This is a genomic window from Flavobacterium cucumis (assembly GCF_900148835.1).
In the GTDB taxonomy this organism is placed as follows: domain Bacteria; phylum Bacteroidota; class Bacteroidia; order Flavobacteriales; family Flavobacteriaceae; genus Flavobacterium; species Flavobacterium cucumis.
The window spans coordinates 1-25,055 of sequence record NZ_FRYK01000005.1 but is presented as its reverse complement, the minus strand read 5'-3'; the positions used below and the strand labels follow the sequence as shown (position 1 = coordinate 25,055).

The 25,055-nt window shown below is 34.9% G+C and carries 27 protein-coding genes and 1 tRNA gene; 19 read left to right on the top strand and 9 right to left on the bottom strand.

Annotated elements, in window-relative coordinates:
* Window positions 1-237: 237 nt before the first annotated feature.
* The 7 genes from BUE95_RS11505 to porX all read right to left on the bottom strand — a co-directional run bounded on the left by BUE95_RS11505 (window position 238) and on the right by porX (window position 4,919).
* Complete coding sequence (locus BUE95_RS11505) at window positions 238-393, bottom strand: GIY-YIG nuclease family protein (RefSeq protein ID WP_084530291.1); 156 nt, start codon at window positions 391-393, stop codon at window positions 238-240.
* 114 nt (window positions 394-507) lie between these two features.
* Window positions 508-756: a GIY-YIG nuclease family protein gene (locus BUE95_RS11495; protein WP_073584655.1), complete on the bottom strand. Its 249-nt coding sequence runs from the start codon at window positions 754-756 to the stop codon at window positions 508-510.
* 50 nt (window positions 757-806) lie between these two features.
* Window positions 807-881 (bottom strand) — tRNA-Val (locus tag BUE95_RS11490).
* Between the two features lie 231 nt (window positions 882-1,112).
* Window positions 1,113-1,499 (bottom strand): DUF4258 domain-containing protein, encoded by a 387-nt coding sequence (locus BUE95_RS11485; protein ID WP_073584653.1) that lies wholly within the window; start codon window positions 1,497-1,499, stop codon window positions 1,113-1,115.
* Window positions 1,500-1,621: 122 nt separating this feature from the next.
* Window positions 1,622-2,818, bottom strand: coding sequence for an alanine dehydrogenase (locus tag BUE95_RS11480; protein WP_073584651.1), 1,197 nt, complete (start codon window positions 2,816-2,818; stop codon window positions 1,622-1,624).
* Between the two features lie 98 nt (window positions 2,819-2,916).
* Window positions 2,917-3,330: a tRNA (adenosine(37)-N6)-threonylcarbamoyltransferase complex ATPase subunit type 1 TsaE gene (gene tsaE / locus BUE95_RS11475; protein ID WP_073584649.1), complete on the bottom strand. Its 414-nt coding sequence runs from the start codon at window positions 3,328-3,330 to the stop codon at window positions 2,917-2,919.
* A gap of 35 nt (window positions 3,331-3,365) precedes the next feature.
* Window positions 3,366-4,919: a T9SS response regulator signal transducer PorX gene (gene porX / locus BUE95_RS11470; protein WP_073584647.1), complete on the bottom strand. Its 1,554-nt coding sequence runs from the start codon at window positions 4,917-4,919 to the stop codon at window positions 3,366-3,368.
* Window positions 4,920-5,051: 132 nt separating this feature from the next.
* Between porX and BUE95_RS11465 the strand changes: the two genes are divergently transcribed.
* The 8 genes from BUE95_RS11465 to sucD all read left to right on the top strand — a co-directional run bounded on the left by BUE95_RS11465 (window position 5,052) and on the right by sucD (window position 12,560).
* Window positions 5,052-6,287, top strand: a complete 1,236-nt coding sequence (locus BUE95_RS11465) for an HD domain-containing protein (protein WP_073584644.1) — start codon at window positions 5,052-5,054, stop codon at window positions 6,285-6,287.
* Between the two features lie 78 nt (window positions 6,288-6,365).
* Complete coding sequence (gene lpxD / locus BUE95_RS11460) at window positions 6,366-7,397, top strand: UDP-3-O-(3-hydroxymyristoyl)glucosamine N-acyltransferase (protein ID WP_073584641.1); 1,032 nt, start codon at window positions 6,366-6,368, stop codon at window positions 7,395-7,397.
* Window positions 7,394-8,782: a bifunctional UDP-3-O-[3-hydroxymyristoyl] N-acetylglucosamine deacetylase/3-hydroxyacyl-ACP dehydratase gene (locus BUE95_RS11455; RefSeq protein WP_073584637.1), complete on the top strand. Its 1,389-nt coding sequence runs from the start codon at window positions 7,394-7,396 to the stop codon at window positions 8,780-8,782. The genes lpxD and BUE95_RS11455 overlap by 4 nt, the downstream gene beginning before the upstream one ends.
* A 65-nt stretch (window positions 8,783-8,847) precedes the next feature.
* A complete protein-coding gene (lpxA, locus tag BUE95_RS11450) occupies window positions 8,848-9,633 on the top strand; it encodes an acyl-ACP--UDP-N-acetylglucosamine O-acyltransferase (RefSeq protein WP_073584633.1) in 786 nt (261 codons plus the stop codon).
* A gap of 34 nt (window positions 9,634-9,667) precedes the next feature.
* The gene (gene efp, locus BUE95_RS11445; protein WP_073584631.1) at window positions 9,668-10,234 is read left to right on the top strand and encodes an elongation factor P; all 567 of its coding nucleotides are present in this window, start codon (window positions 9,668-9,670) and stop codon (window positions 10,232-10,234) included.
* A gap of 75 nt (window positions 10,235-10,309) precedes the next feature.
* Window positions 10,310-11,251, top strand: a complete 942-nt coding sequence (locus BUE95_RS11440) for a UDP-3-O-(3-hydroxymyristoyl)glucosamine N-acyltransferase (RefSeq protein WP_073584629.1) — start codon at window positions 10,310-10,312, stop codon at window positions 11,249-11,251.
* Window positions 11,241-11,603, top strand: a complete 363-nt coding sequence (locus BUE95_RS11435) for a nuclear transport factor 2 family protein (protein WP_073584627.1) — start codon at window positions 11,241-11,243, stop codon at window positions 11,601-11,603. The genes BUE95_RS11440 and BUE95_RS11435 overlap by 11 nt, the downstream gene beginning before the upstream one ends.
* A gap of 84 nt (window positions 11,604-11,687) precedes the next feature.
* On the top strand, window positions 11,688-12,560 hold the full coding sequence (gene sucD / locus BUE95_RS11430) for a succinate--CoA ligase subunit alpha (protein WP_073584625.1): 873 nt from the start codon (window positions 11,688-11,690) through the stop codon (window positions 12,558-12,560).
* Between the two features lie 48 nt (window positions 12,561-12,608).
* On the opposite strand, the gene BUE95_RS11425 is transcribed toward sucD, so the two are convergent.
* Both BUE95_RS11425 and BUE95_RS11420 read right to left on the bottom strand, forming a co-directional pair.
* Window positions 12,609-13,064, bottom strand: a complete 456-nt coding sequence (locus tag BUE95_RS11425; protein WP_073584623.1) for an SRPBCC domain-containing protein — start codon at window positions 13,062-13,064, stop codon at window positions 12,609-12,611.
* A 2-nt stretch (window positions 13,065-13,066) separates the two neighbouring features.
* Complete coding sequence (locus tag BUE95_RS11420) at window positions 13,067-13,672, bottom strand: flavin reductase family protein (protein ID WP_073584621.1); 606 nt, start codon at window positions 13,670-13,672, stop codon at window positions 13,067-13,069.
* A gap of 229 nt (window positions 13,673-13,901) precedes the next feature.
* Here BUE95_RS11420 and BUE95_RS11415 point away from each other — a divergent pair, with 229 nt between their 5' ends.
* The 11 genes from BUE95_RS11415 (at window position 13,902) to BUE95_RS11365 (ending at window position 24,914) form a co-directional block, all read left to right on the top strand.
* Window positions 13,902-14,321, top strand: coding sequence for an IS1/IS1595 family N-terminal zinc-binding domain-containing protein (locus tag BUE95_RS11415; protein WP_073584619.1), 420 nt, complete (start codon window positions 13,902-13,904; stop codon window positions 14,319-14,321).
* Between the two features lie 97 nt (window positions 14,322-14,418).
* On the top strand, window positions 14,419-15,795 hold the full coding sequence (locus BUE95_RS11410) for a porin (RefSeq protein WP_073584617.1): 1,377 nt from the start codon (window positions 14,419-14,421) through the stop codon (window positions 15,793-15,795).
* Window positions 15,796-15,817: 22 nt separating this feature from the next.
* On the top strand, window positions 15,818-16,078 hold the full coding sequence (locus BUE95_RS11405) for a DUF4212 domain-containing protein (protein ID WP_073584615.1): 261 nt from the start codon (window positions 15,818-15,820) through the stop codon (window positions 16,076-16,078).
* A 22-nt stretch (window positions 16,079-16,100) separates the two neighbouring features.
* Entirely contained in the window at window positions 16,101-17,849 is a 1,749-nt protein-coding gene (locus BUE95_RS11400) for a sodium:solute symporter family protein (RefSeq protein ID WP_073584613.1), read from the top strand.
* 104 nt (window positions 17,850-17,953) lie between these two features.
* A complete protein-coding gene (locus tag BUE95_RS11395) occupies window positions 17,954-18,148 on the top strand; it encodes a hypothetical protein (RefSeq protein WP_073584611.1) in 195 nt (64 codons plus the stop codon).
* Window positions 18,141-20,834, top strand: a complete 2,694-nt coding sequence (locus tag BUE95_RS11390) for an ATP-binding protein (protein ID WP_073584609.1) — start codon at window positions 18,141-18,143, stop codon at window positions 20,832-20,834. The genes BUE95_RS11395 and BUE95_RS11390 overlap by 8 nt, the downstream gene beginning before the upstream one ends.
* Window positions 20,835-20,840: 6 nt before the next feature.
* The gene (locus BUE95_RS11385; protein WP_073584607.1) at window positions 20,841-21,203 is read left to right on the top strand and encodes a response regulator transcription factor; all 363 of its coding nucleotides are present in this window, start codon (window positions 20,841-20,843) and stop codon (window positions 21,201-21,203) included.
* Between the two features lie 10 nt (window positions 21,204-21,213).
* A complete protein-coding gene (locus tag BUE95_RS11380) occupies window positions 21,214-21,879 on the top strand; it encodes a hypothetical protein (RefSeq protein WP_073584605.1) in 666 nt (221 codons plus the stop codon).
* 100 nt (window positions 21,880-21,979) lie between these two features.
* Window positions 21,980-23,875 (top strand): acetate--CoA ligase, encoded by a 1,896-nt coding sequence (locus tag BUE95_RS11375; protein WP_073584603.1) that lies wholly within the window; start codon window positions 21,980-21,982, stop codon window positions 23,873-23,875.
* 231 nt (window positions 23,876-24,106) lie between these two features.
* Window positions 24,107-24,301, top strand: a complete 195-nt coding sequence (locus BUE95_RS13930) for a DUF4113 domain-containing protein (RefSeq protein ID WP_317041537.1) — start codon at window positions 24,107-24,109, stop codon at window positions 24,299-24,301.
* 163 nt (window positions 24,302-24,464) lie between these two features.
* Entirely contained in the window at window positions 24,465-24,914 is a 450-nt protein-coding gene (locus BUE95_RS11365; protein WP_073584601.1) for a hypothetical protein, read from the top strand.
* Window positions 24,915-25,055: the final 141 nt, after the last annotated feature.

Genomic DNA, 25,055 nt, shown 5'->3' with positions numbered 1-25,055 from the left:
GTTCCAATTTAACCGCAATCCCTATAGCTATCGGGTTCAAAGATTTACGCAAAGCAACGCAATGATTTTTTAAATTACTTCCATTTTTAGAATCCGTGTTTCAAAAAATCTGCGCCAATCCTCTTCGCTTTAGCGAATCCGTCACCAACCGCGTTTTGCCAAAGCAAATCCGCATCATCCGCGTTCCAAATTTTAACCATTCCTCCCCAATTAAAATTCTAAAAATTTCTAAAATTTCTAAAATCTGTGTTCCAAAACCCAATCATTAGTTGATCCTGTAAAACCTTTGCTTTTTTGATTGTGACGAATGATTCGTGCATTTAAGTCGGCTGTATAGCCAATGTAATATTTGTCTTTTGTAAGACTGTGGAGGATGTAAACGGTGTATGGCATATAAATTATAATTTGGCGTATAAAAATTCTTTTAAAGGAATAGAAATAGGAGCGGGGTTCGAACCCCCGACCCTCCCGACGAATCGGGATGCTCTGAACCAGCTGAGCTAATCGCTATTTTTTTTGAATTAATTCTTTGATCTTAATTTTACTTTTCCAACTTTTGATTTGTTTTTCTCTTTGAATGGCTTCGCTTTGAGTATCATAATCTTCTTGATAGACTAAAACCCAATCATTAGTTGATCCTGTAAAACCTTTATTTTTTTGATTGTGACGAATGATTCGTGCTTTTAAGTCGGCCGTATAGCCAATGTAGTATTTGTCTTTTGTAAGACTCTGGAGGATGTAAACGGTGTATGGCATATAAATTATAATTTGGCGTATAAAAAAATCCTACTATAAGTAGGATTTTGTGGGCGATGAGGGGTTCGAACCCCCGACCCCCTCGGTGTAAACGAGGTGCTCTGAACCAGCTGAGCTAATCGCCCCAATATTTTTTATTTTTCTGACCCCGACCCTTCCGATGTATCGGAATGCTCTGAACCAGCTGAGCTAATCGCCCCAATATTTTTTATTTTTCTGACCCCGACCCTTCCGATGTATCGGAATGCTCTGAACCAGCTGAGCTAATCGCTCTAAAGATGTGCATTACTATTGCTGTATTGCGAGTGCAAATATACAAGGATTATTTGTTTCTGCAAGTAAATTTGAATAAAAAATTACTTTTTTTCAATCTTTTCAAGCAAGACTTTATTGGTATAATTGACCATAGTAATGGTAATTTCTTCATTATTAGAAGTTTTGCCTTCAATAACATAAATTTTACCTTTTCTATAAGCTTCATTACTTTTGGAAAAATCTACATCACCATAGCGTAAACTGTTGCGTATATCTTCTAAATTAACCCATTTTGCATCTAAAGCTTTTTGTGCTGGTGAATCAATTTCTAAGGATTTGCTGCGTAAATCTTTTAAAACACGACAATTGGGTAGGTAACAAAATTCAACTCCTTTATCCGAAGCTTTGGCTTTTAAAAACCACATCACAAAAACACCTCCTAAAAATAAGCCAAACAAATAATAAGCTAAGCGAAACTGAAATTTCATACAAATATAATTTCCGCAAATTTAGTTTAAATTATATAAATAGGTAAATTAAATTGATGTAATATCAACACCAATTTCACTAATTAACGCCTATTTGAAATTGAAATATATTTTGGGAAATATTAAAAAACTATCAAGTTTATATCACGATACTCTAAATTAAACCAATCGGCTATAGCCTTGTTGGTTAATAAACCATGATAGCTATAAATTCCGTTTTTTAAACCTCTATTGCAACGAATAGCGCTTTCAATACCACCATCCTCTGCGATTTGCAATAAAAAAGGGGAAATGATGTTGCTAATCGACATCGAAGCCGTTTTAGAATATCGGGAAGGGATATTGGGTACACAGTAATGAATGACTCCGTTTTTGATGAAAGTAGGTTTCTCGTGAGTCGTAACTTCCGAAGTCTCGAAACACCCTCCTGTATCAATACTCACATCTACAATGATTGCGCCTCTTTTCATGTGTTCTACCATTGTTTCAGTCACTACAACAGGTGCTCTGTTTTTTCCTTTCATAGCACCAATTGCCACGTCGCAACGTCTCAATGCTTTCAGAAGTGATTTCTCTTGAATGGTAGAGGTAAAAATTCTTTGGTTGAGTGTATTTTGCAGGCGGCGGAGTTTGGTAATCGAATTATCAAAAACTTTGACATGAGCACCTAAACCTAAAGCGGTTCTAGCGGCATATTCTGCTACTGTACCCGCTCCTATGATGACCACTTTTGTAGGGGGTACTCCTGTTATATTCCCAAATAATAATCCTTTTCCAATATTTTCACCGATCATCAATTCAGATGCAATTAATATTGAAGCCGTTCCTGCAATTTCTGATAACGATTTTACAGCGGGATAAGACCCATCTTCATCTTTGATGAATTCGAATGCTAGTGCCGTAATTCTTTTATTACCAAGAGCTTCAAAATATTCCTTTCTTTGGGTTTTCAATTGAATTGCTGAAATCACAATGGTTTGTGGGTGCATCATTTCGATTTCGGCAAGAGTAGGCGGTTCCACTTTCAAAATCATAGGACAGCCTAATACCTTTTTGGTGTCTTGTGTGATTTCGGCACCTGCATCACTGTATTCTTTGTCGGTATAACTTGAAGTTTCTCCTGCACCAGCTTCTAACATCACACGATGACCATGTGAAACTAACGAAGCAACTGCGTCGGGTGTTAAGCAAATTCTTCTTTCTTGATAGGAAGTTTCCTTTGGTATTCCTATGAATAGTTCGCTTTTATGACGTGCTACTTCAAGTTTTTCTTCTTGTGGAAGCAATTGAGAAGCAGAAAAAGGACTGTATATCGACATTACTTTTGTTTTTGCGGTTCTAAATTAGAAATAATTTTAGACTTGGGAAATAGATTCATGAAAAAAGAGAATAGTGCTTCAAGTTACTTTCTTCGCATTTAATTTTTAAGAGTTAATTCACGTTTACCATTTGGCAGAATTTTTATGGTAATACTAGCATGGTCCAACGGAATTAAATTTGGCGTTTTTTCTGGCCATTCGATAAAGCACCAATTATCCGAATAGAAATATTCGTCTAATCCCATATCATATCCTTCTTCCTCTGAATTTAGGCGATACAAATCAAAATGATAAACGATTTCACCTTCAAAAGTTCTGTATTCGTTTACTAGAGAAAATGTTGGGCTACTTGAATTATCTTTAACTCCCAATTCTTTTACCAATTCTTTAATTAAAGTCGTTTTTCCGGCCCCCATAGGCGCATGAAACGTGATGATTTTTTTTAATAAAGGTGTAGCCAAAAGCTCTTTGGCTATAGCATTAATTTCTTCTAAACTGTAAATTATCGTCATATTTATCGCTAACTTTTACTGCATACGGAACACTCTTACCTCGGCTCTAAAACTAAAAACGGAATAATCATTTCTTCTAAGGAAATACCTCCGTGTTGGTAGGTATTTCGGTAATAACTTACGTAATGATTGAAGTTGTTCACATAAGCCAAAAATAAATCGTTTTTAGCAAAAATAAAACAGCTGCTCATGTTTTGTGCGGGTAATCCAATTTTTTTTGGGTCTTTTATTGCAAAAACATCTTTGTCTTCATACGTTAAGCTTCTTCCTGTCTTATAACGTAGGTTTAAACTCGTGTTTTTATCTCCAATAACTTTGGATGGATTTTTACAATTAATAGTTCCGTGATCTGTGGTTAAAATTAATCTAAAACCTTGTTTTTGTGCTTGTTGGATGATGTCTAATAAAGGAGAGTTTTTAAACCAACTCATGGTTAAAGAACGATACGCTTTATCGTCGGCAGCTAATTCTTTCACGACTTCCATTTCGGTTTTAGCGTGTGAAAGCATGTCAACAAAATTGTAAACAATCGTAGTTAAATCGTTGTTTTTTAGTCCTTTGAAATTTTCAGCCAGTTTTTTACCGTCTTTAAAATTCGTTATTTTGTAATATTCTTGTTTGATATTTAACCCCAAACGTTTTAATTGTTCGGTTAAAAATTCCCCTTCAAACAAGTTTTTACCTCCCTCTTCAACATCATTTTTCCAATATTGAGGATACTTTTTCTCCATGTCTAAAGGTAATAATCCTGAGAAAATAGCATTCCTAGCGTATTGGGTTGCAGTAGGAAGAATAGAGTAGTAGCTGACTTCTTTTTCTAATTTGTAGTGGTTGTTCACAATGCTTTCAAAAGCTTTCCATTGGTCGTATCGCAAGTTATCAATAACAACGAATAAAATAGGTTTATCTTTTTTACGAATTTCAGGAGCCACATATTGACCAAAAATTTGATGTGATAAAACCGGAGCATCGGCAGGATCTTGAATCCAATCCTCATAATTGCGCTCGATGAATTTTCCAAATTGTACGTTTGCTTCTGTTTTTTGACTTTCTAAAATTTCCACCATGCTTTGGTCTTCGATATTTTCCAGTTCCAATTCCCAAAACAATAGTTTTTTGTATAATTCCACCCAATCTTCATAGGAATTCACCATGGCCATATCCATTGCAATTTTTCGGAATTCCTTTTGGTAGTCTAAAGTTGTTTTTTCCGAAATCAAGCGAGAATGGTCTAGATTCTTCTTTAAACTCAATAAAATTTGGTTGGGATTAACTGGTTTTATCAAATAATCGGCAATTTTAGAACCGATAGCCTCTTCCATGATATATTCTTCCTCACTTTTGGTAATCATGATCACTGGAACGGAAGATTTTTTTTCTTTTAATTCTGACAGGGTTTCCAAACCACTTAAACCGGGCATATTCTCATCTAAAAAAACAATGTCGAAATTGTTTTCTTCAAACAAATCAATAGCATCTTGTCCGTTATTACAGGTGGTTACGTGGTAATTTTTCTTTTCTAAAAAAAGGATGTGTGGTTTCAATAAATCAATTTCATCATCTACCCAAAGTATTTTTATTTGACTCATATATCTTATTTTGTGTGCAAGTTAGTGTATATTAAACGTGTTTTGTATTAAATATTGTATAAATTTTACAATAGTTTTTAACGATAACATTTTGTAAAAAATCGCTACATTTGTTATCAAAATTATCAAATTGTGAGCCAAACCAACAAACTCAAAATATTTAATGATCCTATTTATGGTTTTATCACCATTCCGAATAGTTTAATTTACGATTTAATTCAGCACCCTTATTTTCAACGTTTGCGTAGAATTTCTCAGATGGGAATGTCCTATTTGGTTTATCCAGGAGCACATCATACACGTTTTCATCATGCTTTGGGTTGCATGCACATCATGCAGAAGGCAGTTCAAACCTTAAAATTTAAAGGAGTTTCCATTTCGGAAGACGAAGAAAATGCGCTGTATATTGCGATTTTATTGCACGATATAGGTCACGGTCCCTACAGTCACGCAATGGAGCATAGTATAGTGGAAGAAGTACACCATGAAGAATTGTCGTTGTTGTTCATGGAACAATTAAACAAAGAATTTGATGGAAAATTAGCCTTAGCAATTCAGGTTTTCAAAGGAGAATACCACAGGAAATTCATGTTGCAATTGATTTCCAGTCAGTTGGATATGGATCGAATGGATTATTTAAAACGCGATAGTTTTTACAGCGGAGTGGCCGAAGGAAACATCAATAGTGAGCGTTTAATACAAATGATGCATGTTCAGGATGATTATTTGGTAATTGAAGAAAAAGGGATCTATTCGGTTGAAAAGTTTTTGGTAGCTCGAAGATTGATGTATTGGCAGGCTTATTTACACAAAACAAGTGTTGTAGCAGAATTAATTTTGACTAAAATTTTAAAACGTGCCAAAGAATTAACGCATAAAGGAATCGTGTTGCCCTGTAGTGAGCCATTGCAGTTTTTTTTACAACATAAAATTTCGCTAACTGATTTCGATAAAAGTGTTCTCGATACGTTTTCCTATTTGGATGATTATGATGTTTTAGGGGCAATTAAAGCATGGCAATTTCACGATGATTTTGTATTGCAATCGCTTTGTAAAATGATTTTGAATCGTGATTTACTAAAGATTCAAATGAGTGATGATAAACCATTAAAAGAGAAGCTTTTAGATTTAAAAAACAAGTACATTTCTATTACTGGTATTACTGAGAAAGAAGCGGAATATTTTGTTTTCAAAGGAAAGTTGAAAAACCAGGCTTACAGTAAGTCTAGTGAACCGATTCGTATCTTGAAAAAGGACAAAACAATTGAAGATGTAGTGGAAGCATCTGACCAATTGCATTTGAAAGCGTTATCGAAACCTGTGACCAAATATTTTATTTGTTTTCCAAAAGTATTGGTAGAACGTTAACATTTTTAATTAAATTTTATATTTTTGCCAAGATGAAGTGGTTTCATGTGGTCTGATTCAATCGAATAAAACAAATAAATGAAGTTTACAGCAGCTCAAATAGCAGGAATCTTACAAGGCGAAGTGATTGGGAATCCTAATGCAGAAGTCTATAAGTTGGCTAAAATTGAAGAAGGAACCGTTGGCTCTTTGACTTTTCTTGCCAACCCTAAATATACGAATTACATTTATACGACACAAGCGACAATTGCTATTGTCAATAAAACATTTGAACCTGAGAATGAAATTTCAGTTACCTTAATTAAGGTAGAGGATGCTTATCAGTCGTTTTCTCAACTGTTAGAATATTACAATCAAGTAAAATTAATGAAATCTGGAATCGAACAACCTTCTGTTATATCGGAGGGGGTTACTTATGGTTCTGATATGTACTTGGGTAGTTTTTGCTACATTGGAAAGAATGTAACGATTGGAAATAATGTTAAAATTTATCCTAATAGCTTCATAGGTGATAACGTAACTATTGGCGATAATTGTGTTTTCTTTGCTGGCGTTCGAATTTATTCCGAAACCGTAATTGGAAACAATTGTACGTTTCATTCGGGAACTATTATTGGATCTGATGGATTTGGTTTTGCACCACAAGAAGATGGCACTTACAAGAAAGTACCTCAAATTGGAAATGTCATCATAGAAGACGATGTGGAAATAGGAGCTTGTACAACCGTTGATAGGGCAACTTTAGGGGCTACTATCATACGAAAAGGCGTAAAGCTTGACAATCATATTCAGGTGGCTCACAATGTAGAAATAGGAGAGAACACGGTGATTGCTGCTCAAACTGGAATTGCAGGTACTACTAAAATTGGTAAAAATTGTATGATTGGTGGGCAAGTTGGTTTTGCAGGTCACATAACCGTTGGTGATAATGTAAAAATTCAAGCACAATCAGGCATTGCTAAAAATTTAGCTGATGGAGAAGTGGTTCAAGGAACACCTGCTTTTAATTATGGTGATTTTGCTAAATCATTTGTCCATTTTAAGAATTTACCAAAGATTGTAAACGATTTTGAAGAATTAAAAACAACAATTAATAAAACCAAATCATGATTAAACAAACAACCATTGCCAGTGAAATAACCTTAACTGGAGTAGGGCTTCATACAGGTCAAGAAGTCACCATGACTTTTAAGCCAGCCCCTATAAACAACGGTTTTACATTTGTAAGAGTCGATTTAGAAGGCCAACCTATAATAGAGGCTGATGCCAATTATGTAGTTAATACACAGCGAGGCACCAATCTTGAAAAAAGAGGAGTAATGATTCAAACACCTGAACATGTCTTGGCTGCTTTAGTGGGATGTGATTTAGACAATGTGATAATTGAATTGAACGCTTCTGAATTACCAATCATGGATGGGTCATCAAAGTATTTTGTTGAAGCTATTGAGAAAGTAGGTATTGTATCGCAAGATGCGGAGCGTAAGATTTATGTTGTAAAAGAAGTAATCTCTTATGTTGATGAGACTACAGGAAGTGAAATTACAGTTATTCCTAGTGATCACTACTGTGTTACAACTATGGTAGATTTTGGTACTAAAGTTTTAGGCACACAAAATGCAACCATGAAAAACATCACGGAATTTAAAACTGAAATTGCAGATTGTAGAACGTTTAGTTTTTTACATGAATTAGAAAGTTTATTAAACAACGGACTAATCAAAGGAGGTGATTTGAACAATGCTATCGTTTATGTGGATAAAGAGATTTCTGCAGAAACGATGGAGAACTTAAAGAAAGCCTTTAATAAAGATACGATTTCAGTAAAGGAAAATGGTATATTGGATAATTTAACTTTGCATTTTCCAAACGAGGCTGCCCGTCATAAATTATTAGATGTAATCGGAGACTTATCTTTAATAGGAACTCGTATTCAGGGAAAAGTTATTGCAAACAAGCCAGGCCACTATGTGAACACTCAGTTTGCTAAAAAAATTGCAAAAATTATAAAATTAGAGGAGCGTAATAATGTACCTCAATATGATATTAACAAAGAGCCTGTAATGGATATTCATGGGATTATGGATTTATTACCGCACAGACCTCCGTTTTTATTAGTTGATAAAATTTTGGAATTATCAGAAACCCATGTTGTAGGGTTAAAGAATGTAACGATGAACGAAGATTTCTTCATTGGACATTTTCCTGGTGCTCCTGTAATGCCTGGTGTTTTACAAGTTGAAGCTATGGCACAGACGGGTGGTATTTTAATATTAAGCACCGTTCCTGATCCTGAAAATTATTTAACGTATTTCATGAAAATCGATAATGTTAAGTTTAAAAATAAGGTATTACCTGGTGATACGCTATTTTTTAAATGCGACTTAATTTCTCCAATTAGAAGAGGAATTTGTCATATGCAAGCTTATGCCTATGCCAATGGAAAATTAGTTTCAGAGGCAGAATTAATGGCACAGATAGTTAAAGTAAAATAATTAAATTAGTATTGCTTAGAGAAAAGCAAATTTCTAATGTTCTATAAAAGTAAATTTTAAAATATATGAATCAACCTTTAGCGTATGTGCATCCCGGTGCCAAAATAGCAAGAAATGTTGTAATAGATCCTTTTACGACCATACACAATAATGTTGAGATTGGTGAGGGAACTTGGATTGGTTCAAACGTTACCATAATGGAAGGCGCACGTATTGGTAAAAACTGTAATATTTTCCCTGGAGCTGTGATTTCTGCTGTTCCTCAAGATTTAAAGTTTGGAGGAGAAGAATCGTTAGCGGTAATAGGTGATAATACGACCATCAGAGAGTGTGTTACTATCAACAGAGGTACAATTGCGTCTGGACAAACAAAAATAGGGAAGAATTGTTTAATTATGGCAACAGCCCATATTGCGCATGATTGTCATATTGGGGATAACGCTATTATTGTTAATGGTGTAGCTTTAGCAGGACATGTTACTGTGGGTAATTTTGCTATCATTGGAGGATTAGCTGCCGTACACCAATTCATTTCTATTGGTGATCACGCTATGATATCAGGAGGTTCGCTTGTTCGTAAAGATGTTCCCCCATACACAAAAGCGGCTAAAGAGCCCCTTTCTTATGTAGGTATCAACTCTGTAGGATTAAGAAGAAGAGGTTTTTCAACAGAAAAAATCAGAGAAATTCAAGATATATACCGAATTTTATACCAGAAAAATTACAATACGTCACAAGCGGTTAGTATTATCGAAGCTGAAATGGAAGCGACTACTGAGCGCGATGAAATTTTAGATTTTATTAGAAATTCATCACGAGGTATTATGAAAGGTTATACCAGTTCAATTTAAAATAATAAATAGTAAACAAACATAAATAAAAAAAATGGCAACAACCGCAGATATTAGAAACGGATTATGTATTAAGTATAACAATGATATTTATAAAATCATTGAGTTTTTGCACGTAAAACCAGGGAAAGGTCCCGCTTTCGTTAGAACAAAACTAAAATCATTAACTAATGGTAAAGTTTTAGACAATACGTTTTCAGCTGGACATAAGATTGAAGAAGTTCGTGTAGAGACTCATACTTTTCAATATTTATATGCTGAGGGAGATCAATTTCACTTTATGAACAATGAATCTTTTGAACAAATTACATTGAATAAAAATGTTTTAGACGCTCCAGATTTATTAAAAGAAGGAACAAATGTAATGATTCAAATTAATGCTGAAACAGAGGCACCGTTATCAGTAGATATGCCTGCTTCTATTGTTTTAGAAGTTACTTATGCTGAGCCAGGAGTAAAAGGAAACACTGCTACTAATGCTACAAAACCTGCAACAGTTGAGACGGGAGCTACCGTTAACGTTCCGTTATTTATCAATGAAGGTGACAAAATCAAAATTGATACGGCTACTGGTAACTACATGGAAAGAGTTAAAGAATAGTTTTCAGCTTACAGTCGCAGTTGGCAGCTTCCGATAAGAACTAAAAAACTGTGACTGAACACAAATCCATTTTAAATGAAATTTTCAAAAGTTTATCCTCTAAAAGATATTGCCCAAATTATCGATTGTAATTTTGTGGGTGATGCCAATTTTCCAGTTCATGGTATGAATGAAATTCATGTCGTGGAACCAGGCGATATTGTATTTGTAGACCATCCAAAATATTATGACAAAGCACTTCAGTCGGCAGCAACTATTGTTTTAATTAATAAAGAAGTAGCTTGTCCAGAAGGGAAGGCATTATTGATTTCAGATGATCCTTTTAGAGATTTCAATAAACTCACCCAACATTTTAGACCTTTTCAAGCTTCTCATGTATCCATTTCGGATACAGCGATTATTGGAGAAGGAACAATTATTCAGCCCAATTGTTTTATAGGACATCATGTTCAAATAGGTAAAAATTGTTTGATTCATGCCAATGTAACGATTTACGACAATACTATAATTGGTGATAACGTAATGATTCACGCAGGAACAATCCTTGGTGCGGATGCATTTTATTACAAAAAACGTCCAGAAGGATTTGATCAATTGTTATCGGGTGGGCGAGTGGTAATTGAAGATAATGTTGGCATCGGGGCGCTTTGTACTATTGATAAAGGCGTTACGGGTGATACAACTATTGGCGCCGGAACTAAAATTGACAATCAAGTTCATGTGGGGCACGATACTGTGATTGGAAAAAAATGTTTGATTGCTTCACAAACTGGAATTGCAGGTTGTGTGGTTATTGAAGATGAAGTAACACTTTGGGGACAAGTAGGTACGACTAGTGGAATTACAATTGGTTCAAAAGCGGTAGTCATGGGGCAAACGGGTGTTACGAAATCAATTGAAGGGGGAAAAACTTACTTTGGAACCCCAATTGAAGAGTCGCGTGAAAAATTAAAGCAATTGGCTAACGTTAAACGCATTCCTGAAATCATTGAAAAATTAAAGCAAAATGACAAATAGAGCGAAAATTGAATTTTTGTACAAAGAAGACGGTATTCGAGATGCTGTTTTTTTAAGCGAACTTTTGCATGATGATTTTATTTTGGATTGGGACAGTTCGCAAGGAAACCTTATCATGACCAAAGCTGATATTGTAAATTTAGCTAAAGAGTTAAAGCAAAATTATGTAGATTCTTTCATGGAAATATCCCATTTTATAGAATCAGATAATACAATTGTTGTGCGATACAATCACAAAGTAACCACTATTGAAAATCCAAAAGAATTTGTTTTGATTGCCAAATTTGTGGTGATTTGGGAATTTGAAGGAGACAAAATCAAAAAAGGATATCAAATTAGCAAACCTAATTAAAAAAATACTATAAAAATGACGTGATTATTTGGTAAAAAACTTACTTTTGCATCACAAATTTAAACACAATTTAATTCATATATCATGAGCGTTTTAGTTAATAAAAATTCAAAAATAATTGTACAAGGATTTACAGGTAGCGAAGGAACTTTCCACGCTTCTCAAATGATTGAGTACGGAACAAATGTTGTAGGTGGTGTAACTCCAGGAAAAGGAGGAACAATGCATTTAGACAGACCTGTTTTTAATACTGTTAAAGATGCTGTTGAAAAAGCTGGAGCTGATACTTCAATTATTTTTGTTCCACCAGCATTTGCTGCTGATGCAATTATGGAAGCTGCTGAAGCTGGTATCAAAGTAATCATTTGTATTACCGAAGGTATTCCAGTGGCAGATATGATTAAAGCGTATGATTATATCAAAGGAAAAGATTGCCGTTTAGTTGGTCCAAACTGTCCAGGTGTTATTACTCCAGAAGAAGCTAAAGTTGGGATTATGCCAGGTTTTGTTTTCAAAAAAGGAACAGTTGGAATTGTATCTAAATCAGGTACATTAACATACGAAGCTGCTGATCAAGTAGTGAAACAAGGATTAGGAATTACAACAGCAATTGGAATTGGTGGTGACCCAATTATTGGAACTACTACTAAAGAAGCTGTTGAATTGTTGATGAACGACCCTGAAACGGAAATTATCATCATGATTGGTGAGATTGGAGGGCAATTAGAAGCAGATGCTGCACGTTGGATTAAAGCTGACGGAAACCGTAAGCCAGTTGTTGGTTTTATCGCAGGTGAAACCGCTCCAAAAGGAAGAACAATGGGTCACGCAGGTGCAATCGTTGGTGGTGCTGATGATACAGCAGAAGCTAAAAAACGCATCATGAGAGAAAACGGAATTCACGTAGTAGATTCACCAGCTGAAATTGGTAAAAAAGTGAAAGAGGTTTTAGGATAATCTTATACACTAATAGATAGGGAAAGGGTGCTCATGTAGCACCCTTTTTTATGTTCTCATAAAATCAAAAGCGCCTTTTCTTAAATTGATGCCATATTCTAAATAAGCTTTTAAACAGCTGAGAAAGTTTGCCCATCCGAAAGAGTTTCCTGATAGCCATTTTAAACCTTCTTCATTATTTTCCATGCTTTTCTCTGTAATGCGAACTAGAGTGGAATTGTTCTCTTTTTCTGATAGCGTGATTGCTACTAATAACTCAATTCCTGCATTTTCCCAATAGAACGAAACGTATTGATTTGGGATTACTTGACCAACTTTAACAGGACATTTGAAATCAAATTCGGGGAATTTCCAAATCAGATTTTTACCTTCTTCCATAGGTCCGGTGCTGGTTGCAATAAAATAGTTGGCCATTTTTACAGGATTTATTATGGCTTCAAAAACGTCATGAATTGGTTTTTGAATTTGCATTGCACAATCGATTTCTAATTGCTCTTTATTCATTGTTACCCTCTTTTAATGGAGAATAGTGCTCCAAGTTTACTATAATTAGACCCTGACAAACGAGCCACGGGTTTGTATACTTCTAAGTTGATTTTATGGTTTTCCATAAGAATACGATCCTCGATATGCATCGTTATTACTTTTCCAATAATGATACAGGCACCTCCATTTTGATGGTTTTCAATGAAATAATGATGCACCATTTCACATTCAAGGTGAACCGGACTCTCTTTAACTCGTTTCGGTTGGATATAAACAGAATCAATAGGAGTTACGTTGGCAAGTTCAAACTCATCGACATCTGGCGCTACATTTTGAGCAGATGTATTCATTTGTACTACACAATCTTCGGTTACCAAATTGACTACAAATTGTTTGTTTTCTAGCACATTGTTAAGCGTGTCTTTGTTTTGGTTCGCTGTTCGAACCGTTGAAAACATAACATAAGGTGGGTCTTCCGAGACGATATTAAAAAATGAAAAAGGAGCAAGATTGCTAATTCCTTGATTGTCTATAGTAGAAATCCATCCAATGGGTCTTGGAATAATTGTACCAGTTAAAAGTTTGTATAGGGTCGCAGCCGCGGTTTCTTTAGTATCAAATTGCATTGTTTGTGTTTTTAGTAAAAGTACACAAAATAGCTATATTTTTATAAATAAAAGGGCTGTTTTTAGTAAAACAGTAAAATTAAAAATGCATTCAATTGTAGTTAAAATTGTGTAATTCTTAAATTTAAAACCTAAAAATTAAAAGAAGTGAAAAAATAAAATCTTTTTTTTATGATATTGTTTTTTGTATATTTTGCAAAATTAGTATATTTATGCAAAATTTATATATATGGAGATTTTATCCTGTCCGAAATGTCAAAGCGATGCGATTGTAAAAAGCGGTATCATCAAAGATAGGCAGCGTTATTTATGCAAATCGTGTAGTTATTACTTCACCGTTAATAAATTAGGAAAAAAGATAGATGACTATTATGTGACAAAAGCTTTGCAATTGTATTTAGAAGGGTTAAGTTTCAGAGAAATTGAGCGCATTATAGGGGTTTCTCATGTTTCTATTAGCAATTGGGTAAAAGAATTTAAGATTAAAAAACCACCCCATCCGAATTACCATCCCACTTATAAAATATTTAAGCATAATGAGTTAGTAGCCTACCTTCAGAATAAAGACCAATTGTCGGGGGCCGGTATGATTATTACCGAGCTTGGCGATAAATTCATGCTTATAAAATGGGAACGTTTTAAAGATTAACTATACATCTTAACAAAAATATAGATTGTAATTTTTTTCATTAACATAATTTTAGAATTTGGTCAAGCCAAAATGCGCAACTAACCAAATTATAGATATGAAAAAATTACTAACAATTACAGGATTACTTATTACCCTGTTAGCATCCGCTCAGGGGTCACCTGAATATGGTGGCGGTTTAAAATTCAATTTAAATCCGGAAGGGAGTAAATACATGCGTTTTATTGCTTGGAATCAAGTATGGCTTCGTTCCACTGATTTGAATCCGGGTTCCCAGATAGGAGATGAATCGTTATCGCGCTATGAAGATGCAGGTCTACGTCGTTTACGACTGTTAGCGTATGCACAAATTTCTCCTCGTTACATGATTTTAACGCATATAGGGATCAACAACCAAACTTTTATTAATGGCGGTGCATCGGGTTCGACAGGAACGGGTGGTTATGGTGCAGGTAAAAAGCCAGGTTTGTTTTTTCATGATGCATGGAATGAATATGCAGTAGTTTTACCACAAGAGTCAAAACCTTTTAGTTTGTCTGTTGGAGCGGGATTGCATTACTATATGGGATTATCTCGTATGACGATGTCTTCTACCTTAAATTATTTGACAGTAGATGCTCCTATTTTCAATTGGCCTTTAATTGAAAATTCGGATCAGTTTGCACGACAAATTGGAATTTTTGCAAAAGGAAAATACAACAAATGGGAATATCGTTTTAGCATCAATAAACCTTTTGCAACGAATCAAAACCCAACAAATGTAACGGATGCTAATTTAGCTAGAGCGGTAGACAACAATAATGCGACGCAATGGTCAAAAGCAGGTTATGTGGAGTACCAATTCTTTGATAAAGAGTCTAATTTTTTACCTTATAAAGTGGGTACTTATTTAGGCACAAAAAAAATGTTTAATATAGGTGCTGGATTTTACAATGCTCCAAAAGGAACCCAAACTTCAGTGAATGGCGTAATAGAAGAGCATGCCATTAACTTATTTGCAGGAGATATTTTCTTGGATATGCCTATAGGGGCTAAAGAGAAAAAAATGGCTATTACCGCTTACAGTGTTTTTTATAATTATGATTTCGGACCTAATTATTTAAGAAATCTTGGTATTATGAATGAAAGCATCACAGATCCTTCATTTACAGGATCACCTGCGTTAGCTGGAGCAGGTAATCTTCAAGCGATGATTGGAACAGGAAATATATGGTATACACAAGCGGGTATTTTGTTACCAACAAGTAGTGAAAAACCAAAAGTAAGAATTCAGCCTTATGGTGCTTATACCTATAAAAACTTTGAGGCCTTGGATAAAGCTAGTAATCAATTTGATATTGGTGCCAACTTTTTCTTGGATGGGCATCATGCTAAAATTACTACACAATATTCTACTCGTCCTGTGTATACAGCAGTTGACAATATTGATACATATAAAGGAGAATTTATTATACAATTACAAATCTATTTATAACAACTAAAAAAAACTATTCATTATGAGTGATCAAAAACACGCTACGGCTTATTGGAAGGAAAATTTAAAATACCTTCTGATTTTATTAAGCATTTGGTTTCTGTGTTCGTACGGAGCTGGAATTCTATTTGTGGATCAATTGAACGCAATTAAACTAGGAGGATTTCCATTAGGATTTTGGTTTGCCCAACAAGGATCGATGTATGTTTTCGTAATCTTAATTTTTGTCTATGTTCGTTTGATGAACAAATTGGATAAAAAATATGGCTTTGACAACGATTAATTTAATTTAAAATATAAAAATCATGGATGTAAAAATTTGGACCTATATTATCGTAGGAATTACGTTTGCTATATATATTGGAATTGCAATTTGGACTAGAGCTGGTTCTACAAAAGAGTTTTATGTTGCTGGTGGAGGCGTTTCACCAATGGCAAATGGTATGGCAACTGCTGCCGATTGGATGTCAGCTGCATCCTTTATATCAATGGCTGGAATTATTTCTTTTGCGGGTTATGATGGTGCGGTGTATTTGATGGGTTGGACCGGAGGATATGTGCTTTTAGCATTACTTTTAGCGCCTTACCTTAGAAAATTTGGAAAATTTACGGTGCCTGATTTCATTGGAGATCGTTATTATTCAAAAACTGCACGTTCGGTAGCTGTTTTCTGTGCTTTGATTGTATCTTTTACTTATGTAGCGGGTCAAATGCGTGGAGTAGGAGTTGTATTTTCAAGATTCTTAGAAGTTGAAATCAATACGGGGGTAATCATCGGAATGATTATCGTTCTTTTTTACGCTGTTTTAGGAGGGATGAAAGGTATTACATATACACAAGTAGCACAATACTGTGTATTGATTTTTGCTTTCATGGTTCCTGCTATATTTATTTCGATTCAAATGACAGGAAATCCAATTCCACAATTAGGAATGGGTAGTACCGTTGCAGGTGAAGATGTTTATTTATTGGATAAATTAAACGGTTTATCAACAGAATTAGGTTTTGCGGAATATACAGATGGTTCAAAATCTATGTTAGATGTTTTCGCTATTACTTTAGCTTTAATGGTTGGTACTGCAGGATTACCTCACGTAATCGTTCGTTTCTTTACCGTTAAAAACGTAAAAGACGCCCGTAAATCGGCTGGTTTAGCTTTAGTTTTTATTGCCATTTTATATACAACTGCACCAGCGATAGCTGTTTTTGCTAGAACGAACTTAATTGAGACCGTAAGCAATAAAGAGTATGCTGAGATGCCTCAATGGTTTAAAAATTGGGAAAAAACGGGTCTTTTGATGTTCAATGATAAAAATGCAGATGGTAAAATTCAGTATGTTAAAGGCGATGCCTTTGTATTGAAAGATGGAAAACCACAAAAAGACCAACCAAATCCAGAAAGTGTTAATGAATTATACATTGATAATGATATCATGGTATTGGCGAATCCAGAAATTGCAAAATTGCCAAACTGGGTTATCGCATTAGTTGCTGCGGGCGCTTTAGCTGCTGCTTTATCAACAGCTGCTGGTTTGTTATTGGTGATTTCGGCTGCGGTATCACACGATTTAATTAAGAAAATGGTAAACCCAAATATTTCGGAGAAAGGCGAGTTATGGTCGGCACGTATTTCAGCAGCTGTAGCTGTCGTGATTGCGGGTTATTTCGGAATTAATCCACCAGGATTTGTGGCGGCAGTAGTAGCACTGGCCTTCGGACTAGCGGCAGCATCTTTCTTCCCTGCGATTATCTTAGGAATTTTCCATAAGCGTATGAACAAAGAAGGTGCAGTGGCAGGAATGATTGTTGGGATGTTGTTAATGTTATACTATATGGCGAAATACAAATTAGGATGGATAGGAGATTTACCAGATAAATCAGAATGGTGGTTTGGAATTTCTCCTGAGGGATTTGGAACCGTTGCCATGGTGGCCAACTTCATTGTAGCATTGGTGGTAAGTAAATTTACTCCAGCACCCCCACAAGACGTACAAGATATTGTTGAAAATATTCGTATTCCTTCTGGAGCGGGTGAAGCAGGTGCTGCACACTAGACAAAAAATCAACTACCATTGACCTACTATTTTACAACTCTGCTCTTGTTTTTCGGGAGCAGAGTTTGTATTTTTAGAATCTCTAATGCAAATAAGCCTTCAATATGAAAAAAAGACATCAACAAAAATTGGTTGTTTTATCGTTATTACTGCTATTGGTTTTGAATCTCCCCATTCTTTTATTATTTGATAGTGCTGATAGTGTATTGGGTTTACCAGTCATTTATATTTACATTTTTTCTGTCTGGTTGTTTTCCGTTTTAATGTCGTGGATTGTAGTACAACGTTATTATGAATAGTGCTGTCTTATTACTTATTCTGTTAGGGTATTTGGGTATTCTCTTTTTTATTGCGCATTGGGCTGAAAAAAAAGAAAACATCAAATGGACGAATAATGCCTATATTTATGCATTATCGCTTGCCGTTTATTGCACGGCATGGACCTATTATGGTAGTATTGGAGTAGCGGCTAATACGGGTATGGGGTATTTGCCCATCTATATTGGACCCATCATTATCATTCCCGCTTGGATTATCATTTTAAAGAAAATCATTCGCATTTCTCGTGTGAATAAAATTTCAAGTATTGCCGATTTTATTTCGCTTCGTTATGGTAATAGTCGTTTTCTTGGGGCAATTGTAACTGTAGTTTGCTTGGCTGGAATTATACCTTACATCGCGCTACAATTAAAAGCGATATCCGAAACTTTTCACATTGTAACGCAAACGAATTCAAGTTCTTATATTTTTGATGATACCACTACTTATGTCGCGGTCGCTTTAGCTTTGTTTGCTTCCTATTATGGAACCCGTTATGTAGATGCCTCCGAAAAGCGTAAAGGAATTGTTACTGCCGTAGCTTTAGAAAGTGTTTTAAAATTAGTTTTTTTTATTATTGTTGGTATTTACGTAACCTTTTTTGTTTTTGAGGGTTACGATGATTTGTATGCCAAAGCATCGCTCTTAAAAAATTTCAAAGAAAAAAACACCATTGGTGGGCTAGAGCAAGGTTTGAATTGGTTCTTTTTGAGTATGGTTTCTCTTTTTGCAATTTTCTTATTGCCTAGACAATTTCAAATGGCGGTAGTGGAAAACAACAGAGAGCGTCACATAAAAACCGCAATATGGCTGTTTCCGTTATACTTGTTGTTGTTCAATATTTTTGTCTATCCAATTGCTTGGGGTGGAAACGTACTCTTTGAAGGAAAAAATGTAAATGCGGATACCTATTCTTTGTTAATTCCACAGTTTTTTGATAATCAAACCTTGACTGTTTTGGTTTTCTTGGGCGGATTTTCAGCCGCTATTTCCATGATTGTAGTTTCAAGTATCAGTTTGTCTACAATGTTGAGTAATAACTTATTAATACCGTATACATTCTTAGGTAAATTAAAAAATGAAGAACAAATCATCAACAACAAAAAAATTGTCAATATTCGTAAAATTGGTATTTTTTCCCTGATTATAGCGGCATATTTCATTTATCGTTTTTTTGCATTGGATTATAGTTTGGTTTCGATTGGATTGATTTCGTTTGTCATTATTGCCCAATTAGCACCCGCTTTTTTCGGCGCCATTTTCTGGAGAAGAGGTTCAAGATTAGGAGCTATCTACGGCATTTTAATTGGGTTTTTAATTTGTATCTACACTTTATTATTACCTTATGCTATTGGGTTAACCAACAATGAAAGTTCCTTTATCTCGGAAGGTTTCCTGAAAATTGGTTTGTTAAAGCCGTTCCAACTTTTCGGATTGGATTATTTACAACCAGTACCGCATGCCTTTTTTTGGAGTATGCTTTTTAATACCATAACCTATTTTGCGGTTTCGGTAAGTTTTAAAGGAAATTATCGGGAGCGTAATTATGCCGAAATGTATGTTGATATTGACAAGTATAGCACCAATCATGAGAATGCTTTTGTGTGGAAAGGGACAGCTTATACACGTGATATTAAAAAAGTATTAATTCGATTTTTAGGAGAAGAACGTACCAAGCGTGCCATGAACATCTTTAATACAAAATATAATGTGGATAAAGATCAAGAATTGGCAGATGCGCGTTTGGTGAAATTTGCAGAAAATTTATTGACGGGGCATATTGGAACAGCTTCCGCAAGGATACTGATTTCGAGTGTGGTTAAAGAAGAGAAAATTACACTTCCAGAAGTGTTGAAAATTTTAGAAGAATCAAAAGAGAACATTTCGATTAATAAAAAATTGACTGAAACCTCAAACCAACTCCAAAAAATCACTTCCGAGTTGCAAAAAGCCAATGAAACGTTGGTACGAAAAGATATTCAGAAAGATGAATTTTTAGATACGGTAACGCACGAACTCCGAACACCAATTACCGCAATTCGTGCGGCGAGCGAGATTTTACACGATGATGACGAAATTCCAGAAGAATTGCGAAAACAGTTTTTACAAAATATTATTTCAGAGTCGGACAGATTGAATCGCTTGATTGATAAAATTTTAGATTTGGAAAAATTTGAAACGGGTAAACAAACGATCTATCCCAGTCTGCATAACGTAATCGATACCATTGAAAATTCTATTGAACCTTTGAAACAGTTAATTAAGAACCGAAATATTAGTGTTTATGTGGAAAGTAAAGACACCGTTTTGGCTTATTACGATGAAGATAGAATAGTGCAAGTTGTAACGAATTTATTATCAAACGCCATAAAATTTTGTCCAGAAACGGATGGTTTAATCACGATACAAGTGAAAAAGAAAGACAATTTTATTGAAACTTCAGTTCAAGACAATGGAAAAGGGATAAATCCTAACGATTTTGACGTTATATTTGACAAATTTTATCAAGCTTCCAATCAGAATTTTAAAAAACCGGTAGGAAGCGGATTAGGATTAGCCATTTGTAAGCAAATTATTGAGCATCACAAAGGAAAAATTTGGGTAGAACCCAGTGTTAAAGGGGCTTGTATTGTATTTACATTACCGATAAATAATATTGAAAATTAAGAGACGATGAAAAAGATTTTAATAGTAGACGACGAACCAAATATCGTAATGACGCTTGAATATACTTTCAAGAAAAGCAATTACGAAGTCTTTATAGCGCGCGACGGACAAGAAGCTTTGGATATTTTAAAAACCAATTTTCCAGATATCATCATTTTGGATATTATGATGCCGATGGTTGATGGTTTTGCTACTTTAGAACAAATTAGAAAAGACGCCAATTTACACCATACAAAAGTGATGTTTTTATCTGCTAAAAATAAAGAAAGTGATGTGGAAAAAGGATTAGCCCTTGGTGCGGATGCTTATTTAACAAAACCGTTTTCAATTAAGAAAGTGGTGGAGAAAGTGGAGGAGTTGTTAAGTTAAGATCATTGATATGAAATTATTAACTATAATACTAAGTCTTTATTCTATTTCATTGTTTTCTCAAAACAAATTATATATCAGTTTTAATTTGTGTAATTATGAGCATAATTATATTAACTATGGTAACGAGTATAGATTAATTTTTAATGATAGCATAGTCAGCAAATTTGAAAACGAAGATACACATAATTTATCTGATGGTAAGTACAGAGTAGAATACAAAACTTATTATGGATGGAAATCTACTCTTGCTTTCTTTCTAAGAAATAACAACACCTACTACCTTGATTTTTGTTTAGATGTATTAAATCCTGAACCAATTGATATTTATAATCTTGGAATATATTCGATTAAAGATAGTGAAGAGTTGACGATAATTCATAATTACTCAGGCTGTTTTAATCAAGGTGGTGATAAAATTAAAGTTAGAAGAAAGAAAAACAAATTCTATCTCATCTTTAATAATATTCAACGCAAGTTAAAAAATAAAGAATTAGATTATTTTAAAGATTATGAAATTGAATTAATCAATTTGGATAATGAATTTTCTACTATAAATTGTACTGCTTTTTCTCAAAACATCATAAAATACGGCAATCATAAATTTGAATATTCTGAAAGTTGTCCAAAATGGTTTGGCTTTGAAGAATTAAAGAATAAATTAAAAATTAAATAAAGATTTTACCTATATCTATTTAGCAATATTAATTCATTTAGCATGATTTTATTTTCTACATTTACTAAAGAAAATAAATAACATAAATGGAATAATACAAATGAATTATTGCGATATTTATAATAAAAGCATCACTTCTATTGAAGAATTCTGGAAAGAACAGGCTAATCAATTAGAATGGTATAATTTACCTTCCAACATTTTATCTACTGATAAAAATGGCTATCCTTTGTGGTTTGCTGATGGAAAGTTAAACGCTTGTTATCTTGCCGTTGATAAACACATACAAGATGGTTATGGTGAGCAAGTAGCTCTTATCTACGATTCTCCCGTTACACAAACTGTTAAAAAGTATACATTTAACGAGATTAAAACCGAAGTAGCTAAGTTAGCTGGCGGATTATTATCACTTGGTTTAGAAAAAGGGGATACGGCTATCATTTACATGCCCATGATTCCACAAGCCGCTTTTGCTATGTTGGCTTGCGCTCGAATAGGAGTAACGCATTCGGTAGTTTTTGGAGGTTTTGCCCCACATGAGTTAGCCATTCGTATTGATGATTGCGAACCCAAAGCGATTATCACCGCTTCATCTGGAATAGAAATTGATCGATTAATTGCCTACAAACCGTTAGTCGATGAAGCTATTGAATTAGCCCATCACCAACCTGAAAAAGTAGTCGTTTTCAATAGAAAATTAGGAGCTAGAGTGCCGTTTAAAAAATACGATGTGGATTACGATGCCTTGGTTTATGGTTCGGAAGAAACCCCTTGTATTCCTGTTGAAGCAACGCATCCTTTGTATGTTTTGTACACTTCAGGTACTACGGGAAAACCTAAAGGAATTGTCAGAGATACAGGAGGTTATGCAACCGCACTTAAATTTTCAATGCAACATATTTACGATGCAAAAGAAGGCGATGTTTTTTGGGCCGCTTCTGACGTGGGTTGGGTAGTGGGACATAGTTATATCGTTTATGGACCATTAATAAACAGAAATACTACCGTTTTATTCGAAGGAAAACCCATTCGAACTTCCGATGCGAGTACGTTTTGGAGGGTCATTGCGGAACATAAAGTGAATGTGATGTTTACCGCTCCAACAGCCATTCGTGCTATTAAGAAAGAAGATCCAAATGGGGAATTCATAAAACAATATGATTTAAGCAGTTTGCGAATTCAGTTTTTAGCAGGCGAGCGTTGTGATGTAGCGACATTAGATTGGTATCGCGAACACATTCCTGTTCCAGCAATCGACCATTGGTGGCAAACCGAATCGGGTTGGCCCATGATAGCCAACATGATGGGAGTGGAGTATTTACCTATAAAGCCCGGCTCCGTAGGAAAAGCGGTAACCGGTTATGACATTCGAATTTTTGGAGAAAACGGACAAGAATTGGGTCCCAATGAAGAAGGTTATGTAGTGGTTAAATTGCCATTACCTCCGGGAACCTTAATGGATTTATGGAAAGATAATGACCGTTTCAAAGCGGGATATTTGAATAAATTCCCAGGTTATTATTTTTCAGGCGATGGCGGATTTAAAGATGATGATGGTTATATTTATATTACAGGAAGAGTGGATGATGTGATTAATGTAGCGGGACATCGTCTTTCCACTGCTGAAATGGAAGAGATAGTAGCATCCCATCACTCAGTTGCTGAGTGTGCGGTTATTGGAATAAATGACGAACTAAAAGGGCAAGTTCCTTTAGCATTGGTGGTAGCAAAATCTGGAGAAGATATTGCCCATTTCCAATTGCAATATGAGGTGGTACATTTAGTACGGGAACAAATTGGCGCCGTAGCGTCATTACGAGATGTAGTACTTGTGCAGCGTTTGCCAAAAACACGTTCTGGAAAAATTCTTAGAAAAATGATGCGCAGTATAGCAGATGGAGAACCCTTTCAAATTCCATCCACTATTGATGATGAGGCGATTATTGATGAAGTTAGAACTGTTTTGGAGCAAGCTAAAATTGGAAGTTTTAGGTAGGTTTTTTGGATGTTCTGATTTTCTGATTTTCTGATTTTTGGATAGTCTGATTTTAGCCACTAGGAGCACAAAGCAGACACGAAGTACACTAGGCTTTTTTACTGAGACTGGTTTTGGAATTTAATGCTCCAGCTCTGCAATCCTGAAAGCTTTTGGGATTACACAGCTAGATACTTTGTACAGTTTGTGTTTTAGCGCAAAGTCAGAAGACTTTGTGCAGCTGGTTTAGTAATGGGGTTAACACCAAACGACCAAACCCAATTATTATTATGCAACACCTCAAATCCAAAACATCAGCCTTTAATGTCAGTTGTAGATAAACTAAACAAATACTACGGCAAAAACAAAATCAAGTTCGCCAATCAATCCCTGGGCAGACAATGGAAAATGAAACAAGAAAAATTATCAAAATCCTACACAACATGAATTGATGCGACAATAACAATTAAAACTTGAAAAAATAGTTATATTTGAAAATAAAAAACCGCACAAAACTTTCGCCTATCTTGCCAATAAGGGATGATATTAGTCAGGAAGTTTCGTATATATAAACGAGTTATAGAGCATTTTAAAAGACGACCGTAAACTAATGACAGAACAAAATATTATAGACACAGTAGTTGAGAAACTAAATAAGTATCCTGACATTAAATTCGACAAGAAAAGTGACAGCGAGCTCGAAATATTTTGCCGTGACGACAATGGATTTGATATTTTGTTGCAGACCGACCAACGAGAGAACACACTCCATTTTGAAACTTTTCATTGGCACTTTGACAACACCGAAGACGAAACAAATGAAATGTTAAATCAACTCGTTTTCGGTTTGACAGGAATAGCAAGACTGAAAGAGTTTTCCAAAAATGGTAAAGCTTATAAGTGGACATTGCAAATCCAAGACAGAGAAGGCAACTGGTTTGACAACGGGACAATGGGCTTAATGAACTTTAATTTTTGGACGAAAGCGGATATAAAATATTTACAGAACGACCTTTTACCGAAAGACATTTTATACGCAGACAATGAAACAGAACAATAGCGTGACGGACAGAAAAACGCCCTATAATAGCTAGAGTTTCGTTGCGTGCAAAGCCAACAATGAAACTCCTGTTGAACGGAACCGATTACTGTCTATCCACTATGGGGATTTCGATATGATTTGATAAAGATTTAGAAGAGG

Excerpts from the sequence above, each read along its gene's own strand:
- BUE95_RS11505 (WP_084530291.1), bottom strand. The coding sequence starts at position 393 with ATGCCATACACCGTTTACATCCTCCACAGTCTTACAAAAGACAAATAT.
- BUE95_RS11495 (WP_073584655.1), bottom strand. The coding sequence starts at position 756 with ATGCCATACACCGTTTACATCCTCCAGAGTCTTACAAAAGACAAATAC.
- BUE95_RS11485 (WP_073584653.1), bottom strand. The coding sequence starts at position 1,499 with ATGAAATTTCAGTTTCGCTTAGCTTATTATTTGTTTGGCTTATTTTTA.
- BUE95_RS11480 (WP_073584651.1), bottom strand. The coding sequence starts at position 2,818 with ATGTCGATATACAGTCCTTTTTCTGCTTCTCAATTGCTTCCACAAGAA.
- tsaE (WP_073584649.1), bottom strand. The coding sequence starts at position 3,330 with ATGACGATAATTTACAGTTTAGAAGAAATTAATGCTATAGCCAAAGAG.
- porX (WP_073584647.1), bottom strand. The coding sequence starts at position 4,919 with ATGAGTCAAATAAAAATACTTTGGGTAGATGATGAAATTGATTTATTG.
- lpxD (WP_073584641.1), top strand. The coding sequence starts at position 6,366 with ATGAAGTTTACAGCAGCTCAAATAGCAGGAATCTTACAAGGCGAAGTG.
- BUE95_RS11455 (WP_073584637.1), top strand. The coding sequence starts at position 7,394 with ATGATTAAACAAACAACCATTGCCAGTGAAATAACCTTAACTGGAGTA.
- lpxA (WP_073584633.1), top strand. The coding sequence starts at position 8,848 with ATGAATCAACCTTTAGCGTATGTGCATCCCGGTGCCAAAATAGCAAGA.
- efp (WP_073584631.1), top strand. The coding sequence starts at position 9,668 with ATGGCAACAACCGCAGATATTAGAAACGGATTATGTATTAAGTATAAC.
- BUE95_RS11440 (WP_073584629.1), top strand. The coding sequence starts at position 10,310 with ATGAAATTTTCAAAAGTTTATCCTCTAAAAGATATTGCCCAAATTATC.
- BUE95_RS11435 (WP_073584627.1), top strand. The coding sequence starts at position 11,241 with ATGACAAATAGAGCGAAAATTGAATTTTTGTACAAAGAAGACGGTATT.
- sucD (WP_073584625.1), top strand. The coding sequence starts at position 11,688 with ATGAGCGTTTTAGTTAATAAAAATTCAAAAATAATTGTACAAGGATTT.
- BUE95_RS11425 (WP_073584623.1), bottom strand. The coding sequence starts at position 13,064 with ATGAATAAAGAGCAATTAGAAATCGATTGTGCAATGCAAATTCAAAAA.
- BUE95_RS11420 (WP_073584621.1), bottom strand. The coding sequence starts at position 13,672 with ATGCAATTTGATACTAAAGAAACCGCGGCTGCGACCCTATACAAACTT.
- BUE95_RS11415 (WP_073584619.1), top strand. The coding sequence starts at position 13,902 with ATGGAGATTTTATCCTGTCCGAAATGTCAAAGCGATGCGATTGTAAAA.
- BUE95_RS11410 (WP_073584617.1), top strand. The coding sequence starts at position 14,419 with ATGAAAAAATTACTAACAATTACAGGATTACTTATTACCCTGTTAGCA.
- BUE95_RS11405 (WP_073584615.1), top strand. The coding sequence starts at position 15,818 with ATGAGTGATCAAAAACACGCTACGGCTTATTGGAAGGAAAATTTAAAA.
- BUE95_RS11400 (WP_073584613.1), top strand. The coding sequence starts at position 16,101 with ATGGATGTAAAAATTTGGACCTATATTATCGTAGGAATTACGTTTGCT.
- BUE95_RS11395 (WP_073584611.1), top strand. The coding sequence starts at position 17,954 with ATGAAAAAAAGACATCAACAAAAATTGGTTGTTTTATCGTTATTACTG.
- BUE95_RS11390 (WP_073584609.1), top strand. The coding sequence starts at position 18,141 with ATGAATAGTGCTGTCTTATTACTTATTCTGTTAGGGTATTTGGGTATT.
- BUE95_RS11385 (WP_073584607.1), top strand. The coding sequence starts at position 20,841 with ATGAAAAAGATTTTAATAGTAGACGACGAACCAAATATCGTAATGACG.
- BUE95_RS11380 (WP_073584605.1), top strand. The coding sequence starts at position 21,214 with ATGAAATTATTAACTATAATACTAAGTCTTTATTCTATTTCATTGTTT.
- BUE95_RS11375 (WP_073584603.1), top strand. The coding sequence starts at position 21,980 with ATGAATTATTGCGATATTTATAATAAAAGCATCACTTCTATTGAAGAA.
- BUE95_RS13930 (WP_317041537.1), top strand. The coding sequence starts at position 24,107 with ATGGGGTTAACACCAAACGACCAAACCCAATTATTATTATGCAACACC.
- BUE95_RS11365 (WP_073584601.1), top strand. The coding sequence starts at position 24,465 with ATGACAGAACAAAATATTATAGACACAGTAGTTGAGAAACTAAATAAG.